General features: G+C 64.6%; 26 protein-coding genes. 11 read left to right on the top strand and 15 right to left on the bottom strand.

Features of this window, described 5'->3' with window-relative positions; genetic code table 11:
* Positions 1 to 43: 43 nt before the first annotated feature.
* A complete protein-coding gene (locus C1A35_RS01120) occupies positions 44 to 1,783 on the bottom strand; it encodes a hypothetical protein (protein ID WP_104662533.1) in 1,740 nt (579 codons plus the stop codon).
* 251 nt (positions 1,784 to 2,034) lie between these two features.
* On the opposite strand from C1A35_RS01120, the gene C1A35_RS01115 reads away from it, so the two are divergent.
* The 4 genes from C1A35_RS01115 to C1A35_RS01100 are packed head-to-tail and all read left to right on the top strand — an operon-like array spanning position 2,035 to position 4,370.
* Positions 2,035 to 3,063, top strand: coding sequence for a glycosyltransferase family 2 protein (locus C1A35_RS01115; RefSeq protein ID WP_104662900.1), 1,029 nt, complete (start codon positions 2,035 to 2,037; stop codon positions 3,061 to 3,063).
* Positions 3,060 to 3,764 carry a class I SAM-dependent methyltransferase gene (locus C1A35_RS01110; protein ID WP_104662532.1) on the top strand — a complete coding sequence of 235 codons (705 nt, stop codon included), beginning with the start codon at positions 3,060 to 3,062 and terminating at the stop codon, positions 3,762 to 3,764. Before C1A35_RS01115 ends, C1A35_RS01110 begins: the two co-directional genes overlap by 4 nt.
* A gap of 3 nt (positions 3,765 to 3,767) precedes the next feature.
* Entirely contained in the window at positions 3,768 to 4,136 is a 369-nt protein-coding gene (locus tag C1A35_RS01105) for a transporter (protein ID WP_234822693.1), read from the top strand.
* A 24-nt stretch (positions 4,137 to 4,160) separates the two neighbouring features.
* Positions 4,161 to 4,370, top strand: a complete 210-nt coding sequence (locus tag C1A35_RS01100) for a hypothetical protein (protein WP_104662531.1) — start codon at positions 4,161 to 4,163, stop codon at positions 4,368 to 4,370.
* Positions 4,371 to 4,374: 4 nt separating this feature from the next.
* Here C1A35_RS01100 and C1A35_RS01095 read toward each other — a convergent pair whose 3' ends face one another.
* Entirely contained in the window at positions 4,375 to 5,154 is a 780-nt protein-coding gene (locus C1A35_RS01095; protein ID WP_104662530.1) for a helix-turn-helix domain-containing protein, read from the bottom strand.
* A 130-nt stretch (positions 5,155 to 5,284) separates the two neighbouring features.
* Between C1A35_RS01095 and C1A35_RS01090 the strand changes: the two genes are divergently transcribed.
* Positions 5,285 to 5,689, top strand: coding sequence for a hypothetical protein (locus C1A35_RS01090; RefSeq protein ID WP_104662898.1), 405 nt, complete (start codon positions 5,285 to 5,287; stop codon positions 5,687 to 5,689).
* A gap of 69 nt (positions 5,690 to 5,758) precedes the next feature.
* Here the strand turns inward: C1A35_RS01090 and C1A35_RS01085 are convergent, their stop codons facing one another.
* A complete protein-coding gene (locus tag C1A35_RS01085) occupies positions 5,759 to 6,745 on the bottom strand; it encodes a Gfo/Idh/MocA family protein (RefSeq protein WP_104662529.1) in 987 nt (328 codons plus the stop codon).
* Between the two features lie 199 nt (positions 6,746 to 6,944).
* Between C1A35_RS01085 and C1A35_RS01080 the strand changes: the two genes are divergently transcribed.
* Positions 6,945 to 7,895 (top strand): aldo/keto reductase, encoded by a 951-nt coding sequence (locus C1A35_RS01080; RefSeq protein ID WP_104662528.1) that lies wholly within the window; start codon positions 6,945 to 6,947, stop codon positions 7,893 to 7,895.
* Positions 7,896 to 7,914: 19 nt separating this feature from the next.
* Positions 7,915 to 8,388 (top strand): GNAT family N-acetyltransferase, encoded by a 474-nt coding sequence (locus C1A35_RS01075; RefSeq protein ID WP_104662527.1) that lies wholly within the window; start codon positions 7,915 to 7,917, stop codon positions 8,386 to 8,388.
* Here C1A35_RS01075 and C1A35_RS01070 read toward each other — a convergent pair.
* Together C1A35_RS01070 and C1A35_RS01065 are read right to left on the bottom strand one after the other, a co-directional pair.
* Positions 8,340 to 8,975, bottom strand: a complete 636-nt coding sequence (locus C1A35_RS01070; RefSeq protein ID WP_104662526.1) for a hypothetical protein — start codon at positions 8,973 to 8,975, stop codon at positions 8,340 to 8,342. The two genes, C1A35_RS01075 and C1A35_RS01070, sit on opposite strands and share 49 nt — an antisense overlap.
* A 79-nt stretch (positions 8,976 to 9,054) precedes the next feature.
* The gene (locus tag C1A35_RS01065; RefSeq protein WP_104662525.1) at positions 9,055 to 9,945 is read right to left on the bottom strand and encodes a LysR family transcriptional regulator; all 891 of its coding nucleotides are present in this window, start codon (positions 9,943 to 9,945) and stop codon (positions 9,055 to 9,057) included.
* 242 nt (positions 9,946 to 10,187) lie between these two features.
* Between C1A35_RS01065 and C1A35_RS01060 the strand changes: the two genes are divergently transcribed.
* The 3 genes from C1A35_RS01060 (at position 10,188) to C1A35_RS01050 (ending at position 12,044) form a co-directional block, all read left to right on the top strand.
* Positions 10,188 to 11,183, top strand: a complete 996-nt coding sequence (locus C1A35_RS01060; protein ID WP_104662524.1) for an aldo/keto reductase — start codon at positions 10,188 to 10,190, stop codon at positions 11,181 to 11,183.
* Positions 11,184 to 11,283: 100 nt separating this feature from the next.
* Positions 11,284 to 11,646: a nuclear transport factor 2 family protein gene (locus tag C1A35_RS01055; protein ID WP_104662523.1), complete on the top strand. Its 363-nt coding sequence runs from the start codon at positions 11,284 to 11,286 to the stop codon at positions 11,644 to 11,646.
* Entirely contained in the window at positions 11,643 to 12,044 is a 402-nt protein-coding gene (locus tag C1A35_RS01050; RefSeq protein ID WP_104662522.1) for a VOC family protein, read from the top strand. The genes C1A35_RS01055 and C1A35_RS01050 overlap by 4 nt, the downstream gene beginning before the upstream one ends.
* A 65-nt stretch (positions 12,045 to 12,109) precedes the next feature.
* Here the strand turns inward: C1A35_RS01050 and pheT are convergent, their stop codons facing one another.
* From pheT to infC, 10 genes are all read right to left on the bottom strand, one after another.
* On the bottom strand, positions 12,110 to 14,536 hold the full coding sequence (pheT, locus tag C1A35_RS01045) for a phenylalanine--tRNA ligase subunit beta (RefSeq protein WP_104662521.1): 2,427 nt from the start codon (positions 14,534 to 14,536) through the stop codon (positions 12,110 to 12,112).
* Between the two features lie 33 nt (positions 14,537 to 14,569).
* Complete coding sequence (gene pheS / locus C1A35_RS01040; RefSeq protein ID WP_104662520.1) at positions 14,570 to 15,652, bottom strand: phenylalanine--tRNA ligase subunit alpha; 1,083 nt, start codon at positions 15,650 to 15,652, stop codon at positions 14,570 to 14,572.
* 52 nt (positions 15,653 to 15,704) lie between these two features.
* Positions 15,705 to 16,478 (bottom strand): serine/threonine protein phosphatase, encoded by a 774-nt coding sequence (locus C1A35_RS01035; RefSeq protein ID WP_104662519.1) that lies wholly within the window; start codon positions 16,476 to 16,478, stop codon positions 15,705 to 15,707.
* A gap of 145 nt (positions 16,479 to 16,623) precedes the next feature.
* Positions 16,624 to 17,028 carry a 50S ribosomal protein L20 gene (gene rplT / locus C1A35_RS01030; RefSeq protein ID WP_012710091.1) on the bottom strand — a complete coding sequence of 135 codons (405 nt, stop codon included), beginning with the start codon at positions 17,026 to 17,028 and terminating at the stop codon, positions 16,624 to 16,626.
* Between the two features lie 39 nt (positions 17,029 to 17,067).
* Complete coding sequence (gene rpmI, locus C1A35_RS01025; RefSeq protein ID WP_077962740.1) at positions 17,068 to 17,271, bottom strand: 50S ribosomal protein L35; 204 nt, start codon at positions 17,269 to 17,271, stop codon at positions 17,068 to 17,070.
* Positions 17,272 to 17,490: 219 nt separating this feature from the next.
* Positions 17,491 to 18,858: a sensor histidine kinase gene (locus C1A35_RS01020; RefSeq protein ID WP_104662518.1), complete on the bottom strand. Its 1,368-nt coding sequence runs from the start codon at positions 18,856 to 18,858 to the stop codon at positions 17,491 to 17,493.
* The gene (locus tag C1A35_RS01015) at positions 18,855 to 19,520 is read right to left on the bottom strand and encodes a response regulator transcription factor (RefSeq protein ID WP_104662517.1); all 666 of its coding nucleotides are present in this window, start codon (positions 19,518 to 19,520) and stop codon (positions 18,855 to 18,857) included. The genes C1A35_RS01020 and C1A35_RS01015 overlap by 4 nt, the downstream gene beginning before the upstream one ends.
* Before the next feature lie 9 nt (positions 19,521 to 19,529).
* Positions 19,530 to 20,015 (bottom strand): PepSY domain-containing protein, encoded by a 486-nt coding sequence (locus C1A35_RS01010; RefSeq protein ID WP_104662516.1) that lies wholly within the window; start codon positions 20,013 to 20,015, stop codon positions 19,530 to 19,532.
* 256 nt (positions 20,016 to 20,271) lie between these two features.
* The gene (locus tag C1A35_RS01005; RefSeq protein ID WP_104662515.1) at positions 20,272 to 20,772 is read right to left on the bottom strand and encodes a hypothetical protein; all 501 of its coding nucleotides are present in this window, start codon (positions 20,770 to 20,772) and stop codon (positions 20,272 to 20,274) included.
* 169 nt (positions 20,773 to 20,941) lie between these two features.
* Positions 20,942 to 21,478, bottom strand: a complete 537-nt coding sequence (gene infC, locus C1A35_RS01000; RefSeq protein ID WP_104662514.1) for a translation initiation factor IF-3 — start codon at positions 21,476 to 21,478, stop codon at positions 20,942 to 20,944.
* Positions 21,479 to 21,698: 220 nt separating this feature from the next.
* Here infC and C1A35_RS00995 point away from each other — a divergent pair, with 220 nt between their 5' ends.
* Complete coding sequence (locus C1A35_RS00995) at positions 21,699 to 22,499, top strand: alpha/beta hydrolase (protein ID WP_104662513.1); 801 nt, start codon at positions 21,699 to 21,701, stop codon at positions 22,497 to 22,499.
* Positions 22,500 to 22,587 lie beyond the last annotated feature (88 nt).

Raw genomic sequence — 22,587 nt, 5'->3', positions numbered from 1 at the left:
CCAGCACATCCATCGTGCTTTCCACGCGCCAAAGGCATGGCGCTCACGGCGTCAGCACATAGAGCCGCATGGGCGAGCCTGCCGAAACCGGGAGGGGCGAGAGGAACGCCGGCACGCGTCCGGCGGCCAGTTGCGCGTAGAGGCCGGCGGGAGCGCGGGCGGCAATGACCTGCGTTTGAACCTCGCGCGCGCAGAAGGCCAGCACCGGCTGCCCGAGCTGGCGCAACATGGCGCCGGCGGCTTCGGGCTCGGCGAGGCCGATCTTCAATTCCTGAATGAGGCCGCCGGCATTGCGATGATAGGGCGCACTCAGCACGCGGTGCCCGGTGCGGCGAAGGAGCGTCACGCCGATATCCGACGGCCCGACGACCAGCGACGGCGCCAGCCCCTTGAGATCGGCAACGGCCGCCTCCGTCAGGCACGCTCCGCCGTTCGTGGCTGCGGTTTCCGCCGTCAATCCCCCGATCCCCTTTGCAGCGAGTGTGCCGGCAACGGCCCAGGTCGCCGGAACCGAAATGATGAGCGCGCCGACATAGAGGAGGGAGGCACGCGTTCCGGCCGTGCCGCCGTTGGAGCGGGCACGGAGATCGGCAAGCAGCAGCGCGAGCGGCACGATGGCCAAAAGGTTGGAGAATGCCATCCCGCGGAGCTGGACGAGGGCGATCGACAGGCTCGAAAGCACCAGAGCGAGAAGAACGAGATTGAGGCCGACCCTGTCACCGCGCCAGATGCGCCAGAGGCAGATGGCCGAAGCAAAGGCGCCGGTGAAATAGTAGGCGCCGATATTGGCGGGCTCCTGCGCGGCGACGGCGGCGAAGGAACGCGCTTCGGTGACACGATCGAGCCATAGCTCGACAAGCAGGGGATCAAGGCTAGCCAGCGGATTGCCCAGGCATTGCGGCGCCACAGCCAGCGCGACGGCGGCAACACCGAAGCCGCAGAGAACGAGCGCGCCGAAGCGCACCGCCGGAGTGCGGCGGCTTGCCGTGGCGGCAGCAAGCGCCAGCAGCACGCCTCCCGTCAGCGCCAGCGAATAGAAGGCGATCGAGAGATTGTCGCAGGTCGCGACGAAATAGAGGCGCGGCGGCACGGTCGCAAAGAAGATGGCGCTCAGGCTGGCTGCCAGCGACAGACCAAAGGCGACGGTCGCGCTCCGCACCGGCTGACCCACCCAGAGCCATTGGCAGGTAACAATGGCGCACACGACGGCAACGAGCGGCGTCGTTTCGGCACCGACAGCGATGGCGAGCGCGGCCGCCAATCCGGCGAGCGCATAGCTTGCGGCACGATAGTGTCGATCGACGAGCATCGCCGTCATGATGGCGACCAGGACCAGCTGCAGATTGTGGTGATCGATCGCGCCCCCGAGGAAACGGTTCGACGTGGCGATGAAGATCACGGTCAGTCCGAGGCAGAAATGCATGGCGGGGGTGCCGCCGGCACGGCGTCCGGCCAACCCCATGGCCGCCAGCAGCACAACGGCCAGCGAGATCGGCCAGATCGCCAGCGCCAGAACCTCCGCCTGCATTGCACCGGCAAGGGGTCGGAGCATGGACATGAGCCCGGCGATCGGCAGGTCGATCAAGCGCGACCAGTGCATCAGCGTACCGCCATCGAGCCCCAGACGGGTCTGCGTCAGATCGAACCAGCTCTGGCCGGCGATGAGGTCGCGCACCTGCACCAGCCGCATGGCATCGTCATTGTCACGCCCGACATAATCGGGTGCCCGCAGGAACTGGACGACAAGGAAAAGGACAGTCGGTGCACCATAGGCGAGCAGCATCCAACGCAGACTCGACCAGAGCTGCCTCTGCCTCTCTGTCGCTGCCATTTCCGGTAGTGCCGCCGCGCCGCTCGACATAGGTTCCCGCCCTTCTCGATCCTGCGGGCATGCTACGCCGGCGCGATCAAGAAAGCGTAAAGCGCCAAGCAACAGGGCCGGGCCTATCGGCCCCCCGATGCAGGGTGGCTTGGCGTCTTGTTAACACCCTGATGCCTATGATGGCGCGATCCAACAGCAACCGAGCCTTCAGGATGTTCGACCGCTTCAACATCGCCGTTCTCTTGCCTTGCTACAACGAAGCATCGACCATCGGACAAGTGGTCCAGGGTTTCCAGGCGGCACTGCCCGCGGCGCGCATTTACGTCTACGACAACAATTCGACCGACGGCACGGCGCTGAAGGCCATGCTCGCGGGCGCGACCGTCGTGCGTGAACGCCGGCAGGGCAAGGGACATGTGGTGCGCCGCATGCTCGCCGATATCGACGCCGACATCTATGTCATGGCGGACGGCGACAGCACCTATTGCCCGACCGATGCGGAAGACCTCGTGCGCACCCTGATCACCGAACGCGCCGACATGGTCGTCGGAACGCGGCGCGGCGTTCACGACGACGCCGGCAGGCAGGGGCATGCGCTTGGCAACAGGCTCTTCAACCTGCTCTACCGGTCGATGTTCGGCACGGATTTCAACGACATCTTCTCCGGCTACCGGGTGTTCTCGCGGCGCTTCGCCAAGAGCTTTCCGGCCGTTTCCAACGGCTTCGAGATCGAGACGGAGATGTCGGTGCACGCATCCCGGCTGAAATTGCCGGTTGCCGAACTCGAGCTCGACTACGGCCGGCGCCCCGAAGGATCCCACTCCAAGCTCTCGACCTGCAAGGACGGCGCAAAGATCCTGTGGACCTTCGTGATGCTGATGAAGGAGACGCGCCCGTTCACTTTCTTCGGCCTCATCAGCCTGATGTTTCTGGCGGCAAGCGCGATCTTCATGACGCCGGTCCTCATCGAATATTTCGCGACCGGCCTCGTGCCGCGCATGCCGACCTGGGTGTTCTCGCTCGCGCTGCTTTTGGTGTCGATCATGATGTTTACCGCCGGCCTGATCCTCGATTCGGTTTCGCGCGCCCGCACCGAACAGCTCCGGCTGCACTATATCGCGACGCCATCGCGCGCCGCGCCCCATGAGAACGCGAATGGCGGCATCGCCTTGTCTCTGACTGAAGACCAGGAAGCCGACCCGCAGTCGGCACCGCGGATCGTGCGGGAGCGCCGCGGATGAACCGGGAAACGACCAACCGCATCCGCTTCCTCATCGAAGACGTCATCCCGCCGATCCTGCGGGATTCGCGCCTGTTCAAGGGCATGGCCAGCCTCGCCTGGGGCAAGCACATCGCGCATCTCGCCGAGTTTCGCGCACGGGCGCCGTTCCTTTCGGCGTGCGAATATGAGGACCTCTACAGGAAGCATCCGCGGGTGCATGAAGGAACGGACAATTCCGAGGCCTGCGTGCGCAAGATCGCGGCGAGCATCGCCGGCGACAGCGTCTGCGATGTCGGCTGCGGAACCGGTGTCCTGTTGAAGCGGATTCGCGCGGCCAACCCTGCCGTCAAGCGCCTCGCCGGCGTCGACTTCGCCATCGACGACGCAGCCCGGATCGAAGGCATCGAATATCACGCCGCGATGATCGAGGACCTGCCCTTTGCAGACGGCGAGTTCGACACGGTCGTGTGCACCCATGTGATCGAGCACATCCTCGACTATCGCAAGGCGATTGCGGAACTTCGCCGGATCACCCGCCGGCGGCTGATCATCGTCGTGCCGCGCGAGCGCGAATATCGCTACACCTTCAACCCGCACTTCAATTTCTTCCCCTATACCCACTCCTTCCTGCGGGCGATGCATCCCGTTCCGGCCGCGCACAGCTGCATCGATATCGGCCGCGACATCTTCTATTGCGAAGACAGAACTCAGGCGGTGTGAGCCATGGCGATGAACCTCAATCTCGCGCCCACCGTCTGGTTCGGACTGTTCTTCACGCCGGTGCTGATTTCGGCCGGGCAGATCCTCTTCAAGCTGACGAGCGCGAAAACCGGGAGCGCCAGCGCCCAGAACCTGCTGGCGCTTGCCCTCAGCCCGACCCTGCTTGTCGCGCTCGCCGTCTACGGCATCGGCACGATCATCTGGATCTTCACGATCAAATCGGTGCCGCTGACGATCGCCTATTCCTTCATGGCGCTCACCTTCTGCATCGTGCCGCTGCTTGCCGCCGTCTTTCTCGGTGAAGCGGTGACGCTGCGTTACGCCTTCGGTGCCGCGCTGATCATCGGCGGCATGATCATCATCAACTCTTGAACGGATGGCCAGGATCAGCGCCCCATGATCGTCACAGTTTCCTTCCTGCTCGGCATTGCCATATGCGGCCTCAGATCGGCACGTGCCTGCCTGTTCGCCGGCACGGCGCTGCTGGCGCTGGCTGGTGCCGCCGGCGACTGGATCCAGGCAGCCGCGGCGATCGGCGCCTACAACATGGGCGTCGCGCTGATGATCTGCGGCGCCCTTGCCATCGGCCTTGAGCGCGACCGGTAGTCGCTCATCCCTTCCGCTCGAAGAACAACCTGGTTTCCTCGTCCGCGGGGAAGAAGGACTCGATCAGCACGCCCTCCACCAGCGCGTCCTGGGTCGAGCCGAAGGTCTGCAGCGTGGTGATGAAACTCAAGCGCAGGCCGCCGACATCGAGCTCGATCGGCAGCACCGGCAAGCGGTCGGTATCCGGATGATTCTCGATCGCGCGCGCCACGGCGGGGTTGGACGCGGCCTTTTCCAGGCGCTTGCCGAGACGGCTGCGCGGTCCCTGCAGCCAGGCTTCCGTGCGCACCCGCTGCACGAGATCGGCGGCAGCCGCCTCCCAGTTGACGACCAGCTTGCGCACGTTTTCGTTGCCGAGGAAGGTGTCGAGGAAGTTCTCTCCCGCCTGGAACGGAATGTCGGCGGCAACGGCCAGTCTCGCCAGCGCCGGATTGACGACGAGCAGCGTGTACTCGTGGTCGAGCACCAGGCCGGGATAGGGATCGTGGCGCGCCAGGATCAGCCTGATCGCATTGGCGACAACGGGCGGCATGGCGTCCAGCCCCGCGGCCGGCCGTGTCGCCATGCGCGGCCGATAGCCGGCTGCCGAAAACAGCGTGCCCTGGTCGCGAGCCGGGACTTCCAACACCGAGGCCAGCCGCAGGATCATGCCTTCCGATGGTTTCGAGCGGCCGGTTTCGAGGAAGGAAAGGTGACGCGCGGAAATGCCGGCGGCGACCGCAAGGTCGAGCTGGCTCATGCGGCGGTGTCCGCGCCATTCCTTCAGGTGTTCGCCAAACTGCATGTGTCGTGATTCTCCATTTGCCCGGCAGAGTGGCGCGCGCGGCCGGTAAAATCCATTACCTCAGAGGTAATTGGCTCGATGACCTCATCGGCGCAAGTATCCTGTTATCGACAAACGGATGGAGCCGACGATGACCTTCTCGAACCGCAGCCTGCTCAACAAGACCTTCCTCGCCGACGGCGTCTACTCGCTGGCCGTCGGCGCCGTGCTGATCCTCGGCGCCGCACCGCTCGCCGCGCTGTTCAGCTCGGCCGCAACGCCCGCTATGTTGAAGGTGCTCGGCGTCGGATTGGTGCTCTGGGGGATTTTCCACCTCTCTGCGGCACGCAACGGCGGCCCGGTGGCGGCCGCGGCACGCGTCAGCATCGCCGGCGACGTGTTCTGGCAGGTGGCAAGCGTAGCCCTGCTGCTCGCCGCCTACCCGCTTCTCTCGGTCGCAGGCATCGGCTTTATCGTCGTCGGCCTGATCACGGTCGCCGACTTCCTGTTCCTCAAGCTGCGGGGCCTCGCGCGGGAACGGGCGGCGCTCGCCTGACGCGGTGTCCATGCATCGAGAAGAGGCCCCCGGCCATGTCGGCGGGCCTCTTTGCGTTCTTCGTCCGGTTCAGATCGCCTCCCAGCCATCCCTGGCGCTGGCGCGGTAGATAGCATCGATGAATTTCTGATTGAGGCGCGAGTTTTCGAGCGTCACCACTTCCTCGTCCTCGCCCTTGGCAGCGCGGGCAAAGGCCTCCGCCTGCAGCTTGTACTGGCGCGCATCCTGGAAGCGGAAGAGCTGGGACTGGGCGTGGTTCTGGTTCGTGAGCTCCACCTCCTCGCGGCCGTAGCGATCGGCGTTGAACGGCGACTTCACCTCGATGAAGCCCTTGTCGCCATGGAAGACCATGACCTGGCGCGCGGCGAGCTGGGTGGAGATATAGAAGCTCAGCTCGAAGTCGCCGAAATCGGCCCGCACGCTCGAATAGATGTCCGTGCCGAACTCCGGATCGCGATCGGTATTCGCCTGCACCCGCACCGGCTCCTTGCCCGTGACGAAACGCGTCGTGATCGTCGGATAGACGCCGATATCGGGCAGACCGCCGCCGCCGAGCGCGGGGATATTGCGCATGTTGTTGGGATCGCGGTTGAAATAGGTGAAGGCGCCCTGGACGTGGCGCAGCCGGCCGATCGCCCCCTCGGCGATGAGCGAGCGCACCTTGCGCCAGACGGGGCTATAGGTGACCATGAAGGCTTCGGCGATCAGGACACCGTTGCGGTCACGCGCGGCGATCAGCGTATCGATCTCCGAGGCGCGCAGCGCGATCGGCTTTTCGCACAGCACGTGCTTGCCGGCATTGGCGGCCTTGACCGACCATTCCACGTGCTGCGCCGTCGGCAGCGGGATATAGACCGCGTCAATGACATCAGAGGCCAGCATCTCCTCGTAGGAGCCAAAAGCATAAGGCGCGGAAAAGCGATCGGCCATCGCCCGGGCCTTGGCGAAATCGCGGCTGGCAACGGCCGAAACGACGGCGTTTTCCGCATCCTGAATGGCCGGCACGACGAGATCGCGGCCGATCCGGGCCGTCGACAGAATTCCGAAACGTAACATGGTGGAGCTCCCTGAACTTTGCCGCCGAGACTAACGCCGAGGTACGTACCTAGCAAGCGGCAGACAGCGGATTGGCTGGGACGGCGGCGCGCAGAAAATTGCCGAAAGGCGGGTGACAATGTCAGCTTTTCTGCCCTATCTTTCCTTCGCAATCCTCCCGATCGCAACATGCCCTCTTCCAGTCCAATGGAGCAAAACCATGGAAAAACTGAGACTTGGCCGCACCGACCTGACAATCGCTCCCCTCGTCTTCGGCGGCAATGTCTTCGGCTGGACCGCCGACGAGAAGACCTCTTTCGCGCTGCTTGACGCCTTCTTCGATGCCGGGTTCAACGCCATCGACACCGCCGATGTCTATTCCTCCTGGGCACCCGGCAATCAGGGCGGCGAGTCCGAAACGATCATCGGCAAGTGGCTGAAACAGTCGGGCCGGTCGCGCGACAAGGCCGTCATCGTCACCAAGGTCGGCTCGGAGCTCGGCCCCGATCGCAAGGGGCTCTCACGCCGCTGGATCCTGCAGGCAGTGGAGGATTCGCTGAAACGGCTTCAGACCGACCATATCGACCTCCACCTCTCGCACTGGCCCGATCCGGACACACCCTATGAGGAGACGCTTGGCGCCTACGACCAGTTGCTGACCGAAGGCAAGGTTCGGGCGATCGGTGCCTCCAACCTGAACTCGCTGCAACTGCGCGAGGCGCTCGACGTTTCCGCAAACCAGGGCCTGCCGCGCTATCAGGTGTTGCAGCCGGAATACAATCTCTACGACCGCGACGCGTTCGAAGGGCCGCTGCGCGATCTCTGCATAACCGAGGAGATCGGCGTCATCAGCTATTTCGGCCTGGCGCGCGGCTTCCTTTCGGGAAAATACCGCACGCACAAGGACCTCGAGGGCTCCGTGCGCGGCAGCGGTGTCGAGAAGTATCTCGACGGACGCGGCATGCGCATCCTTGGCGTCCTCGACGACATCGCGGCCGCCACCGGCGCGACCCAGGCGGAAATCGCACTCGCGTGGATCCGGACGCGCAAGGGCGTCACGGCGCCGATCGCCAGTGCCACCAGCCTTGCGCAATTGCAGAGCCTCATCCGCTCCGCAGAACTCAAGCTGTCGGACGAAGCGGTGCGAAAACTCAACGACGTCGGTGAATGACGGGAGCAAAAACAACAAAATGGCATTGACCATACGCGCCGCGACAGGCGGCGACGAGGCCGACTGGCGCCGTCTCTGGGCCGGTTACGTCGCCTTTTCCGGCACCGATCTCGCCGAAGACATCATCGAGCTTACCTGGAAGAGGCTGATCGATCCTGCGGCGCCGCTCTTTGCGCGGCTGGCGATCCTTGACGGACAGGTGGTCGGCTTTGCGATCTGCCAGGAGCAGCTCGCCACCTTCTTCCGCCAGCCGATCTGCTACATCGAGGATCTCTATGTCGATCCCGCGGCCCGCGGAAAGGGCGTGGCGCGGGCGATGATCGACAATCTGATCACGCATTGCCAGGACAAGGGCTGGGACCGGCTCTACTGGTACACCGAGGCCGACAATACGACAGCCCGGCGGCTCTACGACCACTACTCCGGCACCGACGCGCATGTGCGCTACAAGGTCAATTTCGGCACGCTCCTCAAATCCGGAAACCCGGCATAGGCGTCCTCGTGACGGCCGGCCTGGTTTGCCATGCCGGCCTTGGTCAAGACGCCGCGCGGCTCGACGAAGCTCATGATCCGGCGCGCCGGCCGCTCGTGCCACTGGATGTTGAAGGCCCAGAGCTTCGGGAAGAAGCACAGCGACGCATAGGGCAGATGGTCGTGGACCCACCAGGCGATCGACTGCCAGCCGCCGATTTCGCCGCGCCGGTCCCAGACCCAGGGGATGACGATGCAGGCGGTGGCGCCGATGCAGCCGTCGGCATCGCGCATGTCCCAGATATGATCGGCGGCCGACGCGGCATTGGTCGAGCAGTTGAGGCCATTGGCGTTGCCGAAGCCGTTGACGGCACGGTTGCGGTAACCGGAGCGGATGACGAGGCGGCCGAAGGTCGCCTCCAGCGGCTCCAGCAGTTCCTCGCACAGGCGCCGCCCTGCCTCAATCGCCAGGTCCGGATCATCGGGAATGTTCGGAATGCGGTAGAAATCGGCGATTTCCGAATGCAGGAATTCACGGAAGAAGAAGTTGCGGGAGAGCCGCACTCGGCCGAGATCTTCGAGACCCTTCATTGAGCCAGGCTTTTTCATAGGCTTCCTCTCATAGCAACACGAAACCGCAGACATTTCATTTCCAACCCAGCCGCGAAACCCGATTTCCCACCGGCCGCTATCCGCTATGGCGGAAGAAATCGATGAAGGCGCGCAGCGCCGGCCGCATCTGCCGGCGGCTTGGATAATAGAGATAAGGACCGGCATAGGGCGCGCACCAGTCCTCCATGACGCGCTCCAACCGCCCTTCGGCGATCGCTGTCTCGACCCGAGAGAGGAAGAGGTAGGCGAGACCGGCCCCGCCGATCGCCGCCTTGATGATCGGCCGGTCCTCCCCGAGGATCAGCGGCCCCTCGACCGAAACCGTCAGTTCCTCGCCGTCCTTTTCGAACTCCCAGCGATAGAGCGTGCCGTTGGAAAAGCGCCGGCGGATGCAGCGATGCCGCGCGAGATCGCGCGGATGCAGCGGCCGGCCATGGCGCTCGAAATAGGCGGGCGATGCGACGACGGCGCTTTCGAGTTCGGGACCGACCTTCACGGCGATCATGTCCGCCTCCAGGCTCTCGCCGAGCCTGATGCCGGCGTCGTAACCCTCTTCGACGATATCGGTAAAACCGTCCTCATTGGCGATTTCGAGCACGATCTCTGGATAAAGGTCGAGGAAAGCGCCCAGGCGCGGCGCCAGGATCAGATCGGCGGCGAAACGCGGCGCAGTGATGCGCAGATTGCCCGCAGGACGCTCGCGGGCATCGGCGGCCGCTTCCAGTGCATGGGCGATCTCGTCCAGTGCCGGCGCCAACCGTTCGAGCAGCCGGCGCCCCTCTTCCGTCGGCGCGACGCTGCGGGTGGTGCGTGCCAGCAGGCGAATGCCGAGGCTCGCCTCTAGGCTGCCGACGGCGTGACTGACGGCCGAAGGCGCAACGCCGAGTTCCCGGGCAGCGCCGCGAAAGCTGCCATGGGCGGCAACGGCGGCCAATACGGCGAGTTGGGAGAGCTGCGTTCTGTTCATTGATCGAAATAATAGAACAGCCCGTGAGAATTGACAGTGATTTTCAGCCGATGCGCATGGGCCTATTCTTCGGATGTCGCCAACGCGAGAACGCAGCAAGGAGCGCGTTTGCAATGGCAACGCGAGAGACCGCCGCTTGCCCGGACGAGGCGCACCGCGGCACCACCAATTCACGCCTCGGACAATGACGCCCGCTCCCAGCGCGCTATGGTCCGACACGTGGCAGCCAGACAGGAAACGACATGAAGACCCGCAGACTCGGGAATGAACTCACCGTCTCCACCATCGGCCTCGGCTGCATGGGCATGAGCTTCGCCTATGGCGCCGCCGACGAGGCGGAATCGATCCGCACGCTTCACCGCGCCGTCGATCTCGGCATCACCTTCTTCGACACGGCAGAAGTCTATGGTCCCTTTGAAAACGAAAAACTCGTCGGCAAGGCGCTCGGCCGCGTGCGCGACAAGGTGACGATCGCCACCAAGTTCGGCTTCCGCATCGAAAAAGGCGTGCCGGCCACCCAGGCCATCACGGGCGTCGACGGCCGGCCGGAGCAGGCGAAGGCGGTGGCGGAAGCTTCGCTCAAGCGGCTCGGCACCGATGTCATCGACCTCTACTACCAGCACCGCGTCGATCCTGACGTGCCGATCGAGGACACCGTCGGCGCCATGGCCGAACTTGTGCGCGAGGGCAAGGTGCGGGCGATCGGTCTTTCGGAAGCAAGTGCCGCCACCATCCGTCGCGCCCACAAGGTTCATCCGATCGCTGCCGTGCAGAGCGAGTATTCGCTGTGGACGCGCGACCCGGAAGAAGAGGTGCTTGCCACCTGCCGTGAACTCGGCATCGGCTTCGTGCCCTACAGCCCGCTCGGACGCGGCATGCTGACCGGCGCCATCCGCAAGGCCGAGGATCTGGAGGCCGACGACTTCCGCCGCTCGCTGCCGCGGTTCCAGGCGGAGAACTTCGACGCCAACGTCCGGTTGGTCGAGACGCTGCAAGCGCTGGCCGAGGAGAAGGGCGTGACCGCCGCCCAGCTCGCGCTCGCCTGGGTGATCAACCAGGGGGATTTCATCGTGCCGATCCCCGGCGCCCGCAGGCTCGACCATCTGGAGCAGAACGCGGCGGCGGCTGAAATCCGGCTCACGGCCGACGAGGCGCGCCGGCTCGGCGACACCCTCTCCCCGACCCTGGTCGCCGGCAAGCGTTACACGGACGCCTCGCTGGCGATGACCAACCGTTGAGCCAAAAATTCTCTCCGCTTCCCGAAGCGGAGAGAATGCCCATCGAAATTCCCGCCGAACGCACTACCTCTGAGCTACAAGCAACTGGGGAGGCACGGGGATGTCCGACGAGCAGGCGATCAGTGCAGTGGTGCACCTCTATGTCGATGGCATGGCCTTTGCCAACGAGGGGGCGCTGCGCAAGGCGTTCCATCCCGATGCCGCGATCATCGGCAACTACAAGGGCGCGCTCGAATGGATGACACGTGACGGCTTCATCAAGGCGATCCTCGACACCGGTGCTTCGCCGCCCGGTAGCCAGCCGGAAATGGACGTGCAGATGATCGACATCACCGGCGACGCCGCCACGGTGAAGGTCGTCGACAGCTTTGCCGGCGAGCGTTTCTCCGATTATCTGTCGCTGGTGAAGATCGACGGGCGCTGGGTGATCGTCAACAAGATCTATCACCTGCACGCCGGATGACGAAACCGGGCCCCTCTCCCGCCGCCGCGACCGGCCGCCTCATCGCCATCGAGCATGTGCAGCTCGCGATACCGGAAGGCGGCGAAGACCTGGCCCGCGGCTTTTACGGCGTCCTGCTCGGGCTGACGGAGATTGCCAAGCCGGCCAACCTTCTTGCCCGTGGCGGCTGCTGGTTCGAGCAAGGCAGCATCCGCCTGCATCTCGGCATCGACCGGGCGTTCGTGCCGGCGCGCAAGGCCCATCCGGCGTTCCTCGTCGACGATCTCGAGCGGATGACCCTCAGGCTCGAAGCCGGCGGCGTGACGATCGGCGAAGGTGAGCCGCTTGCCGGCTACCGCAGGTGCTATGTCAGCGACCCCTTCGGCAACCGCATCGAGTTGATGCAGCGTATGGGCTGAGATCGAACGAGAAAGGGCCGCTGCGATGCAGCGGCCCTTTCGGCATGCGTCTTGTCGTTTTCGGATCAGGCGCGCAGCACGCCGCCGGTCGTCTTCGTCACATTGGCGACGATCTTGGCGGTGAGCGCCTCGAAATCCTCGTCGGTCAGCGTGCGCTCGACCGGCTGGATGGTCACTTCGATGGCGATCGACTTCTTGCCTTCGCCAAGCGACGCACCTTCGAACACGTCGAAGACGCTGACGCCGGTCACCAGCTTGCGGTCGGCGCCGGATGCCGCCCGCAGGATGGCGCCCGCTTCCACCGCCTTGTCGACGACGAAGGCGAAGTCGCGCTTGACCGCCTGGAACGGCGAGAGGTCGAGCGCCGGCTTCGTGCGGGTCGCCTTCTTCTTCGGCTCCGCCATCGCGTCGACATAGATCTCGAAGCCGCACAAAGCACCGGAAACGTCGAGCGCTTCGAGCGTCTTCGGATGGAACTCGCCGAAGGTGCCGAGAACGATCTTCGGGCCAAGCTTGATCGTGCCCGAGCGGCCCGGATGGTACCAGGCGGGACCGCCCGGCTCGAACTGGACGTTGCCCATCGGCACGCCGCAGGCTTCGAGCACGGCCATGGCATCGGCCTTGGCGTCGAAGACGTCGACCGGCTTGCCGCCGCCCTTGGTCGCATTCGACCAGAGGCGTGCGGCGCCGTTGAGCGAGGCCGTGCCGCGACGGATGCCGCCGGCAACGCGGCGCTGGGCCTCCGGCGTATCGCCTTCATAGGTGCCCGAGACTTCAAAGAGCGCGACGTCGCCGAAGCCCTTGTCGGCATTGCGCTGGGCAGCCGTCAACAGGCCCGGCAGCAGTGACGGACGCATGTCCGACATGTCCGAGGCGATCGGGTTGGCGAGCTTCAGCGCCGGCGCACCGCCGCCGAAGAGCTTCGCCTGCTCTTCGGAGATGAACGACCAGGTGACCGCTTCCAGCATGCCGCGGCTGGCCAGCGCCCGCTTGGCAAGGCGCGTGCGGATCTGCAGCGTCGTCAGGATCTTGCCGTTGACGGTGCCATGGCTCGGCAGCGGGGCGGCGACGATGTTGTCGACGCCGTGGATGCGCATGACCTCTTCGACGAGATCGGCCTTGCCGTCGACATCCGGGCGCCAGGACGGAACCGAGACCTTGAAGCGCTCGCCGGAACCTTCAACGCCGAAGCCGAGCTTCTTCAGGATCGAGACGCTCTCTTCCGAGGAGACTTCGAGGCCGGTCAGCCGCTTCACTTCGGAAACAGGGAAATCGACGATCTTCGCGGTATAGCCGGCATAGCCGACCACTTCCGCCTTGGCCGCCGTGCCGCCGCAGAGTTCGAGCACCAGCTCGGTGGTACGCTCGAGGCCGGGCACCATGTATTCCGGGTCGACGCCACGCTCGAAGCGGTAGCGCGCATCGGTGATGATGCCGAGCGTGCGGCCGGTCTTGGCGATGTTCATCGGGTCCCAGAGCGCCGATTCGATCAAGACGTCGGTGGTGTTCTCGTCGCAGCCGGAATGCTCGCCACCCATGACGCCGCCGATCGATTCGATCGCCTTTTCGTCGGCGATGACGACATTGGTCGGGCCGAGCTTGTATTCGCGCTGGTCGAGCGCCAGCACCGTCTCGCCGTCCTTGGCGCGGCGGACGGTCAGGTTGCCCTTGACCTTGGCGGCGTCGAAGACGTGCATCGGACGGCCCTGGTCGAAGGTCATGTAGTTGGTGATGTCGACCAGTGCATTGATCGGGCGCAGGCCGATCGCCAGCAGCCGCTGCTGCATCCACTTCGGCGACGGGCCGTTCTTGACGCCGCGCACCAGCCGCAGCGAGAAACCGGGGCAGAGATGGGTGTCTTCGCCCAGATCGAGCGCGAGCTTCACCGGCGTGTCGCCGTCGATGGCGAAGGACGGCGCAGGCCGCGCCTTCAGCGTGCCGAGGCCGGAGGCGGCGAGGTCACGGGCGATGCCGTAGACGCTGGTGCAGTCCGGGCGGTTGGGGGTGAGGTTGATCTCGATCATCGGATCGTCGAGGCCGGCGTAAGCGGCATAGCTCGTGCCGACGGGCGCATCTTCAGGCAGGTCGATGATGCCATTGTGGTCGTCGGAGATCTGCAGTTCCTTTTCGGAGCACATCATGCCGCGGCTTTCGACGCCACGGATGGTGCCGACGGCCAGCGTCACGTCGATGCCGGGAACATAGGTGCCGGGGGCGGCAAAGGCGCCGACGAGACCGGCACGCGCATTCGGCGCGCCGCAGACGACCTGGATCGGAGCGCCGTTGCCGGTGTCGACCATCAGCACGCGCAGTTTGTCGGCATTCGGATGCTGCTCGGCCGAAACGACCTTGGCGATGACGAAGGGCTTGAAGGCGGCCTTGTCGTCGACGTCTTCGACCTCAAGCCCGATCATCGTCAGGCGGGCGCAGATTTCGTCGAGCGTGGCGTCGGTTTCCAGATGGTCCTTGAGCCAGGAGAGCGTGAATTTCATGATTTCACCTGTTTCCTATTTTTTTCTGCGCGATCAGGCCGAAAGACCGCCGAACAGGGTCGGCATGTCCAGCGGGCGGAAGCCGTAATGGGTCATCCAGCGAACGTCGGCGTTAAAGAAGTCACGCAGGTCCGGCATGCCGTATTTCAGCATGGCGATGCGATCGAGGCCCATGCCCCAGGCAAAGCCCTGGTACTCGTCCGGATCGAGCCCGCCGGCGCGCAACACGTTCGGATGCACCATGCCGCAGCCGAGGATCTCCATCCAGTCGGTGCCTTCGCCGAACTTGACGATCGGGCCGGAGCGGTCGCACTGGATATCGACCTCGAAGGACGGCTCGGTGAAGGGGAAGAACGACGGGCGGAAGCGCATCGTTACCTGGTCGACCTCGAAGAAGGCCTTGCAGAATTCTTCCAGCACCCAGCGCATGTTGGCGACATTCGCGGTCTTGTCGATGACCAGGCCCTCGACCTGATGGAACATCGGCGAGTGGGTCGCATCGGAATCCTGGCGATAGGTCTTGCCGGGGATGATGATGCGGATCGGCGGCTTCTGCGCTTCCATGGTGCGGATCTGCACCGGCGAGGTGTGGGTGCGCAGCACCTTGCGTTCGCCCTTCTCATCGGGGTTGAAGAAGAAGGTGTCATGCATCTCGCGGGCCGGGTGACCCTCGGGGAAATTCAGCGCCGTGAAGTTGTAGTAGTCGGTCTCGATGTCGGGACCTTCGGCGATCGAGAAGCCCATGTCGCCGAAGATCGCGGTGATCTCGTCGACGATCTGGCTGATCGGATGAATGCGGCCGCGCTCGGCCGGCGACGAGCGCACCGGCAGGCTGATATCGACGGTCTCGCGCGCCAGGCGCTCGGCGATCGCCTGATCCTTCAACGCCGACTTGCGGGCGGCGATCGCTTCGGCCACCGTGTTCTTCAGCGCGTTGATCTGCGCTCCACGGGTCTGGCGCTCTTCCGGCGTCATGGTGCCGAGCGTCTTCAGGAGCTCGGAGATCGAGCCCTTCTTGCCGAGCGCGTTGACGCGCACCGCCTCGATCGATCCTTCGTCGCCAGCGGCATCGATATCCGCCAGCAGTGTCCGTTCCAGTGTTTCCAGTTCGCTCATTCTGTCCTGCCTCGATGCGGGAATGGGTTCGGTTCTATATCGGTTCTTGTGTTCAGGAATGTGATTGGGTTGCACCCGCCAGATAGTCCGTGGCAGCGACGAAGCGGATGATGTCGTTGCCCTGCCGGATGCGCAGCAGCAAGCGCGCCAGCGGCAGGAAGCGAATGAAGAGCGGCATGATCTCGCAAAGCGCCCTGGTGGCTTCCACCGGGGCTGCGCGTTTCCAGGCGGCAAAGGCCGCGGCCGGGGTTTGCGGCTGCAAGGCCCGGCTCGCCACCTGCAGGAACAGGAGCCAGAGGTCACGCGCCTGGGCGGTTGCCAGAGGCATCACGCTTGCAGGCACCTCCTCGAAATCGAGGAAACCGAATTCGCCGTCCTCAAGGATGAAATCGCGTGGATGCGGACGTCCATGGCAGAGGCCCGCGCGGTGCAGGCGCCCGAGTTCCGCGGCGCAGCGCACCAGAAGCTGATCGTGAGCATCGGCATCGCTGTCGCGCAGCGGCCCCATATGCTTGCTGATCGGCAGGCCAAGATGGGAGAGAACCAGCACCTTCGGCCCACGGTAGATGACGTCCGGCGTCTTGAAACCGGCCGCCGAAAAGATCGCGATCTGGCGAACTTCGCGCTCGATCATGCCCTCGACATCAAGAAGCGGGGACGGCGACAGCACCGGGATCCCGCCGATCCGGGCGACGAAGGCCTGCGCGCGCAGCCCAAGACGGGGGCCGGGACGCCGGTAGCGCTTGATCCAGACCATGCGATCCTTGAGGTCGCAGCGCTCGACGCGCCCCCGGCCGGTGGCTAGCGCTACCAGCAGAGCCTTCATGTCGTCGTCATCAAGCTTCGGGACTGCCGATGGTCCCCTTCGATCGTGGTGCACTTTCTTCCCGCAGAACAAGAAAAACCCGCGCCAGCCCTGCCAGCGCGGGTTTCCCAACAAATTTCAAGAACGGTTTTGGGAAAACGCTGGCTTAACGAACAGCGCTTTCAAACTCGTTTGCCGTGCCGGCTTCCTTGAGATAGGCGAGCGCCTTCTTGGAAGCTTCGACGAGGGCGCCGAATGCTGCCGGCTCATGGATAGCCATGTCGGACAGAACCTTGCGGTCGACTTCGATGCCAGCCTTGTTCAGGCCGTCGATGAAGCGGCCGTAGGTCAGGCCGAATTCGCGGACGGCAGCGTTGATGCGCTGGATCCAGAGAGCGCGGAAGTTGCGCTTGTTGACCTTGCGGTCGCGGTAAGCGTACTGCTTCGAACGGTCAACCGCAGCCTTTGCAGCGCGGATGGTGTTCTTGCGACGGCCGTAGAAGCCCTTGGCTGCCTTCAGCGTCTTCTTGTGCTTGGCGTGAGCGGTTACGCCGCGTTTTACACGTGCCATGTCATGATCTCCTTAACGTGTCCAATATGCCTGAAAGTCTTAGAGACCGTTCGGCAGGTAGTTCTTGACGACCTTCTTGCCGTCAGGCTCGGCGAGAACCATGGTTCCACGCGCGTCGCGGATGAACTTGTTGGTACGCTTGATCATGCCGTGGCGCTTGCCAGCAGCTGCTGCACGAACCTTGCCGGTGGCGGTGATCTTGAACCGCTTCTTGGCAGACGATTTCGTCTTCATCTTGGGCATTTTGCTACTCCATTGTTCTTAAGTAATCGAAACGGACAGACGAGGTCCATTTCCAGCGTTAAGAACGGCCACGGCATGCCCTGCCGGACCGTTCGGACGGGGGCTTATAACCGCACATCCCGAAAAGCGCAACTGGGGAATCGAAGAGGCGGGCTGCAAGCGGCGATGGAGTGCCTCGGCCGAATGCATAGTCCGCCTTTTGCGACGACGCGTTGCGCGCTAAACCGGATCGCGCGGGCGACGGCCGCCGCCAACGACGTCGAATATCAATGCGACCTCGAGGCCGCCGAGAGCCGACTGCCCAAGCGACATGTTCGCGCCGTAGGCTTCTGCTATGTCGGCGCTGATGGCCAGCCCCAGGCCGTTGCCGGACACCTGGCCCGGCCCGGCATCGGCGCCATGGGCTCCGCGACGCGTCGCTTGCTTGCGGTCGCGCTCGGCAATGCCCGGCCCGTCGTCACCGACGGTGATCCGCACGCGCCCGTCGACCACGTCCGCCGAGAGGCGGATGCGCGCCCGCGCCCATTTGGCGGCATTGTCGAGCAGGTTGCCGAGACATTCGGCAAGGTCGGCCGGATCGACGTCGAGCGAGAGCGACGGATCGATGTCGACCTCCCAGACGATAGCGCGCTCGGCCGTCACTGGACGCAGGACGCTGACCAGCTTGTTGCCGAGATCGGCGATCAAGGTCGTTGCCATGCGCTCGACGCCCATGCGGGCCGCCTGGAGCTGACGGTCGGCGCGCTGGCGTACGAGATCGACCTGTTCGAGGGCGATGTCGCGCTGCTCCCCCGGCAGGTTTTCGGCAAGCTGCGCCAGCACCGTCAGCGGCGTCTTCAACCCGTGGGCAAGGTCGCTGGCGCGCGCCCGGGCCTGCGCCAGCGCCGTCGCGCGCTCCGCAAGCAGGAGATTGATTTCGCTGACGAGCGGCTGCACTTCGCTCGGGCCGGCCAGACCAAAATCCTTCTCTTCTCCGGACCGGACGCGGGCGGCACGTTCCCGCAGGCGCGCCAGCGGCAGAAGACCGAGCGCGCCCTGCAGGAATGCGGCGCCGGCAAGCACGAAGGCGGTCGCCAGCAACATCAGCCGGATGCGGCCGTGAAAGGCGGAAAGTGCATCATCGAGTTCGCGGCGCGCAAAGCCGGCAGTGACCGCAAACGGCTTGGCATCCGCGCCTTCGCCGAGCGTCAGGGCTTGCCGGTAGACCAGGATCGGCGCGCCGTCGGGCCCCTCCGCTTGCAGGAAGTCCAGGTGGCGCGGCGCCGACGGTCGATCGACGTCGATCACCGTATCCCACAGAGAGCGCGAACGCAGGGGAGGCCCACCGTCACGGTCGAGTTGCCAGTAGCGGCCGCCGGCCGGCAGGCTGAGGCGCGGATCGGCGGGCTCGCGCGGCAGCACCAGTTCGCCGTTGCGCACCCGCACCTGGGCGGCCACTGTATCGACGAGCGTTGCCATTTCGGCGCGGTAGCGTCCGGCGACGTAGTCGGTGAAAAGCCTGCTCAGGGAGAGCCAGACCACCAGCAGAACCAGGCCGATGGCAATCGACGCGCCGATCGCGAGCCTCAGCCGCAACGAGCGGATCACGCGCCACCGTCCGGCAGGACATAGCCAAATCCGCGACGCGTTTCGATCGCGCCGCTCTCGGTCTTCTTGCGCAGGCGGGCGATCATCGCTTCGACCGCATTCTTGGCGGCATCGTCGTCGCGGCCCTGGACGTGGCTTGCCAGTTCGAGCGGCGTGACGACCTGGCCCTTGCGCTCCACGAACAGCGCCAGCATGCGATATTCGAGCGGACTGAGGTCGAGCGCCTGGCCGTCGAACGTCACCCGACGCCCGGCTTCGTCGAGCGTGAACCGTCCGGCCGCGCGCACCGACTGCAGACGGGGACCGGCGCGTCGCAACAGCGCGCGCAGCCGCGCCAGCAGCTCCTCGGCCCGGAAGGGTTTCGGCAGATAGTCGTCCGCCCCGGCATCGAAACCGTCGACGCGCTCCATCCAGGAGCCGCGCGCCGTCAGCACCAGGACTGGCGTCTCCAGTCCCGCCTGTCGCCAGCGTTTCAGGATCGACAGCCCGTCCATGCCCGGCAGGCCGAGATCGAGGATCACCAAGGCGTAGTTGCCGGTTTCCCCCTGTTCCCAGACATCCGGGCCATGGGCGAGCGTGTCGACGCCGTAGCCTTCCGCCTCCAGCCGGCTCGCCACATGGGCCGCAATGTTGGGATCGTCCTCTGCCAGAAGAATCCGCATGCTGCTCCTTTAAAAACCGAACAGGTTCACGAACTTGCCGGTCCGTGCATTGATGCGCAGGTTGCGGATCGTGCCTTGCCGGTCGCGGGTGCGCAGCCGGTAGATCTCGCTGCCGCCCGATCGCTTGAGATCGACCGCGATGACCGTGCCGTATCTGTCTTCGTCGACCAATTGCAGAACTTCCTTCAACGGCAGGATGTCGCCCTTTTCGACGCCGGCGCGGGCGCGCTCCTGATCGCTGCGGCGGCCGCTGCCCGCGCCATCTGGCCCGAGGTCTTCATCTTCATCTTCATCCGCGTCATCGTCATCGTCGTCGCCATCATCATCGTCGTCGTTTCCGGAGCCGCCGCCCCCCGAACCGCCTCCGCCACCCGAACCGCCGTCATCGTCGTCGTCATCCTCGGCGAGGGCCGTCATTCCGCCCGGCCGCGGCGCGAGCGAAAGCAGGAGCGAGCAGCAGAAGAGCGCGATCAGATCTCGACGTGTCATCGCCATGGCTTCATCCTGTCGCGGCTCTCCTCAGGTCCGGTTCCGTCTTCACAATGCGCTCGCAGAACAGGCCGCGGGCAATCGCCGGGGCGAGCCTATTCCAGCCTTTACGGGAACGCCAGCGGCGCGCATGCCCCCAGCGCCGTATCGGGCACAGGGGGCATGCGCTTGCCGGGTCGGGCCGCCGGGCGGGGCTGGTGACGGCCGACCATTGCTCCGGCGCATGGTGTGGGGCTAATGCGCCGGGCAAATTGCGGCCGGATCAGAATGCCGGCCGGATGGAGACGCTGCCGATCGGTCCGGGATTGCGGCGGATATCGCTGTCGCGCGGCTCGACCGTCACGACGCGAACGCCCCGTTCGTATTCCACATCGACCTCGAGCACCCGGCCGAGATTGTCGACGGCAACCAGCGAACCGTTGCGCAGACCTCGCAGGCTCTCGTCGGTAACCCGCAGTTCGATCTCATGGTCATCCCGGGCATCGTCGAAGTCGTCGTCGATGTCGTCATCGTCGTCGTCGCGGTGACCGGGGCCGCGATGATCGTCATCGTCTCGGTCATCGTCGCGATCGTCGCCACGGTCGTCATCATCACCACCACCGCGACCACTGTTGTCGTCGTCATCATCGTCGTCGGCCAACGCCATGGTCGAGAAAGGATGCGCGGCACCGCCGGCAACGAGCGAAGCGCCGATCGGCGCCGAAACGAGGCCGCAGACGGCGACCGTAGAAACGAGCAAGGCCTTTCGCAGCACTGAAGTCATGATCTCGGCTCCTTCTCCCGATGCGATGCGGAGAGAATGGCACGGGATGCCTGACAGCTCGCTGAGGACAATTGTCAGCGCTCTGTCAGGAAAGGCAAAAGGATCGACAACAAAAAAAGCCGCCCGGAGGCGGCTTTTCGTCGATTGCGATGGATGGGCGGCAAGCGGCTTAGCGCGGCGCGAGAACCATCATCATCTGGCGGCCTTCGAGCTTCGGCTCGGCTTCCACCTTGGCGATCGCCTGGGTGTCGTCCTTGACCTGCAGCAGAAGCTTCATGCCGAGTTCCTGGTGCGCCATTTCGCGACCGCGGAACTTCAGCGTGACCTTGACCTTGTCGCCGTCCTCGAAGAACCGGTTCATCGCCCGCATCTTCACGTCATAGTCGTGCGTGTCGATGTTGGGACGCATCTTGATTTCTTTGATTTCGACGATCTTCTGCTTCTTGCGCGCTTCGGCCGCCTTCTTCTGGTTGGCGAACTTCAGCTTGCCAAGATCGAGGATCTTGCACACCGGCGGTTCGGAGTTCGGCGCGATTTCCACCAGATCAAGACCGGCCTCGTCCGCCATGCGGAGCGCCTGGTCGATCGGAACGACGCCGACGTTCTGGCCTTCGGCATCGATAAGCTGAACCCGGGGAACCCGGATTTCCTTGTTTGAGCGCGGCCCCTCCTTGACGGGGGCGTCCGCTTTGAACGGTCTGCGAATGGTCGTACTCTCCTCGAGCTATTTCCAAAAATGTTGTTTAATTCGATCGCCGGCGCGATCCCAAACGAAGCGCCTGAATCTGTCACCGACGGCAATGTGTGAATTGCGGCGCCAGAGTCAATAGCACGGCTTGCAAGGAAAATCACCACCTGTCGATAGCAAGACGAATCTGTTTTAGAAAGAAAATCACCCGCTAAACCGGCCTTTGGAGAGAATTTGCATGCAGAATACGCCAGCCGAGACGGAAATCAGCTTCATCGAGGTCGGCGCGGCGGGAGCCGGGCGCAGGATCGCCATGCGCGTGTGGCGTGCCGACAAGCCCTCCGGGCAGCCGACGCTCGTCTGGCTCGGCGGCTACCGCTCGGACATGACCGGCACCAAGGCGGTCGAGGTCGAACGCTACGCCATAGAACGGGGCACTGACTGCGTACGCTTCGACTATTCCGGCCACGGCGCCTCCGGCGGCGCCTTTACCGACGGCACGATCTCGCGCTGGCTGGAGGAAAGCCTTGCGGTCGTCGAGCACGCGACCAAGGGGCGCCTTGTGCTGATCGGATCTTCGATGGGCTGCTGGGTTGCGCTGCGCCTGATCCAGGAGCTGAGAAAGCGCGGCGAAGGCGACCGGGTCGCCGGGTTGGTTCTGATCGCGCCGGCACCGGACTTTACCGCCGAACTGATCGAGCCCAACCTGTCGGACGCCGAGAGGGCCTCGCTTGCCGAGCGCGGCTATTTCGAGGAGGCTTCCGAATACAGCCCCGAGCCGAACATCTTCACCCGCGCGCTGATCGAGGACGGGCGGGCCAACCGGGTGCTGGACGGCACGATCACGACCGGCTGCCCGGTACACATCCTGCAGGGCATGCGCGACCCCGACGTGCCCTATACCCACGCCTTGCGGCTGATGGAGCACCTGCCCGCCGACGACGTCGTCATGACGCTCATTCGCGATGGCGACCATCGCCTCTCGCGTGAAGAAGACATCGCTAAAATGAAACAGGCCATCGGCACGATGCTCGCCTGAGCCCTCGCCGGACTATTCCTTCCTTTCCGACCGAACCTTGAGGACAAAAGCCGTCCTGCGTCGCAGACCCCCTGCGGCGCAACGGTTC

Origin of the sequence: Ensifer adhaerens (assembly GCF_002940685.1) — a bacterium.
In the GTDB taxonomy this organism is placed as follows: domain Bacteria; phylum Pseudomonadota; class Alphaproteobacteria; order Rhizobiales; family Rhizobiaceae; genus Ensifer; species Ensifer adhaerens_E.
Note: the sequence above shows the minus strand (reverse complement) of the source record. Positions and strands in the feature narration are given on the sequence as shown.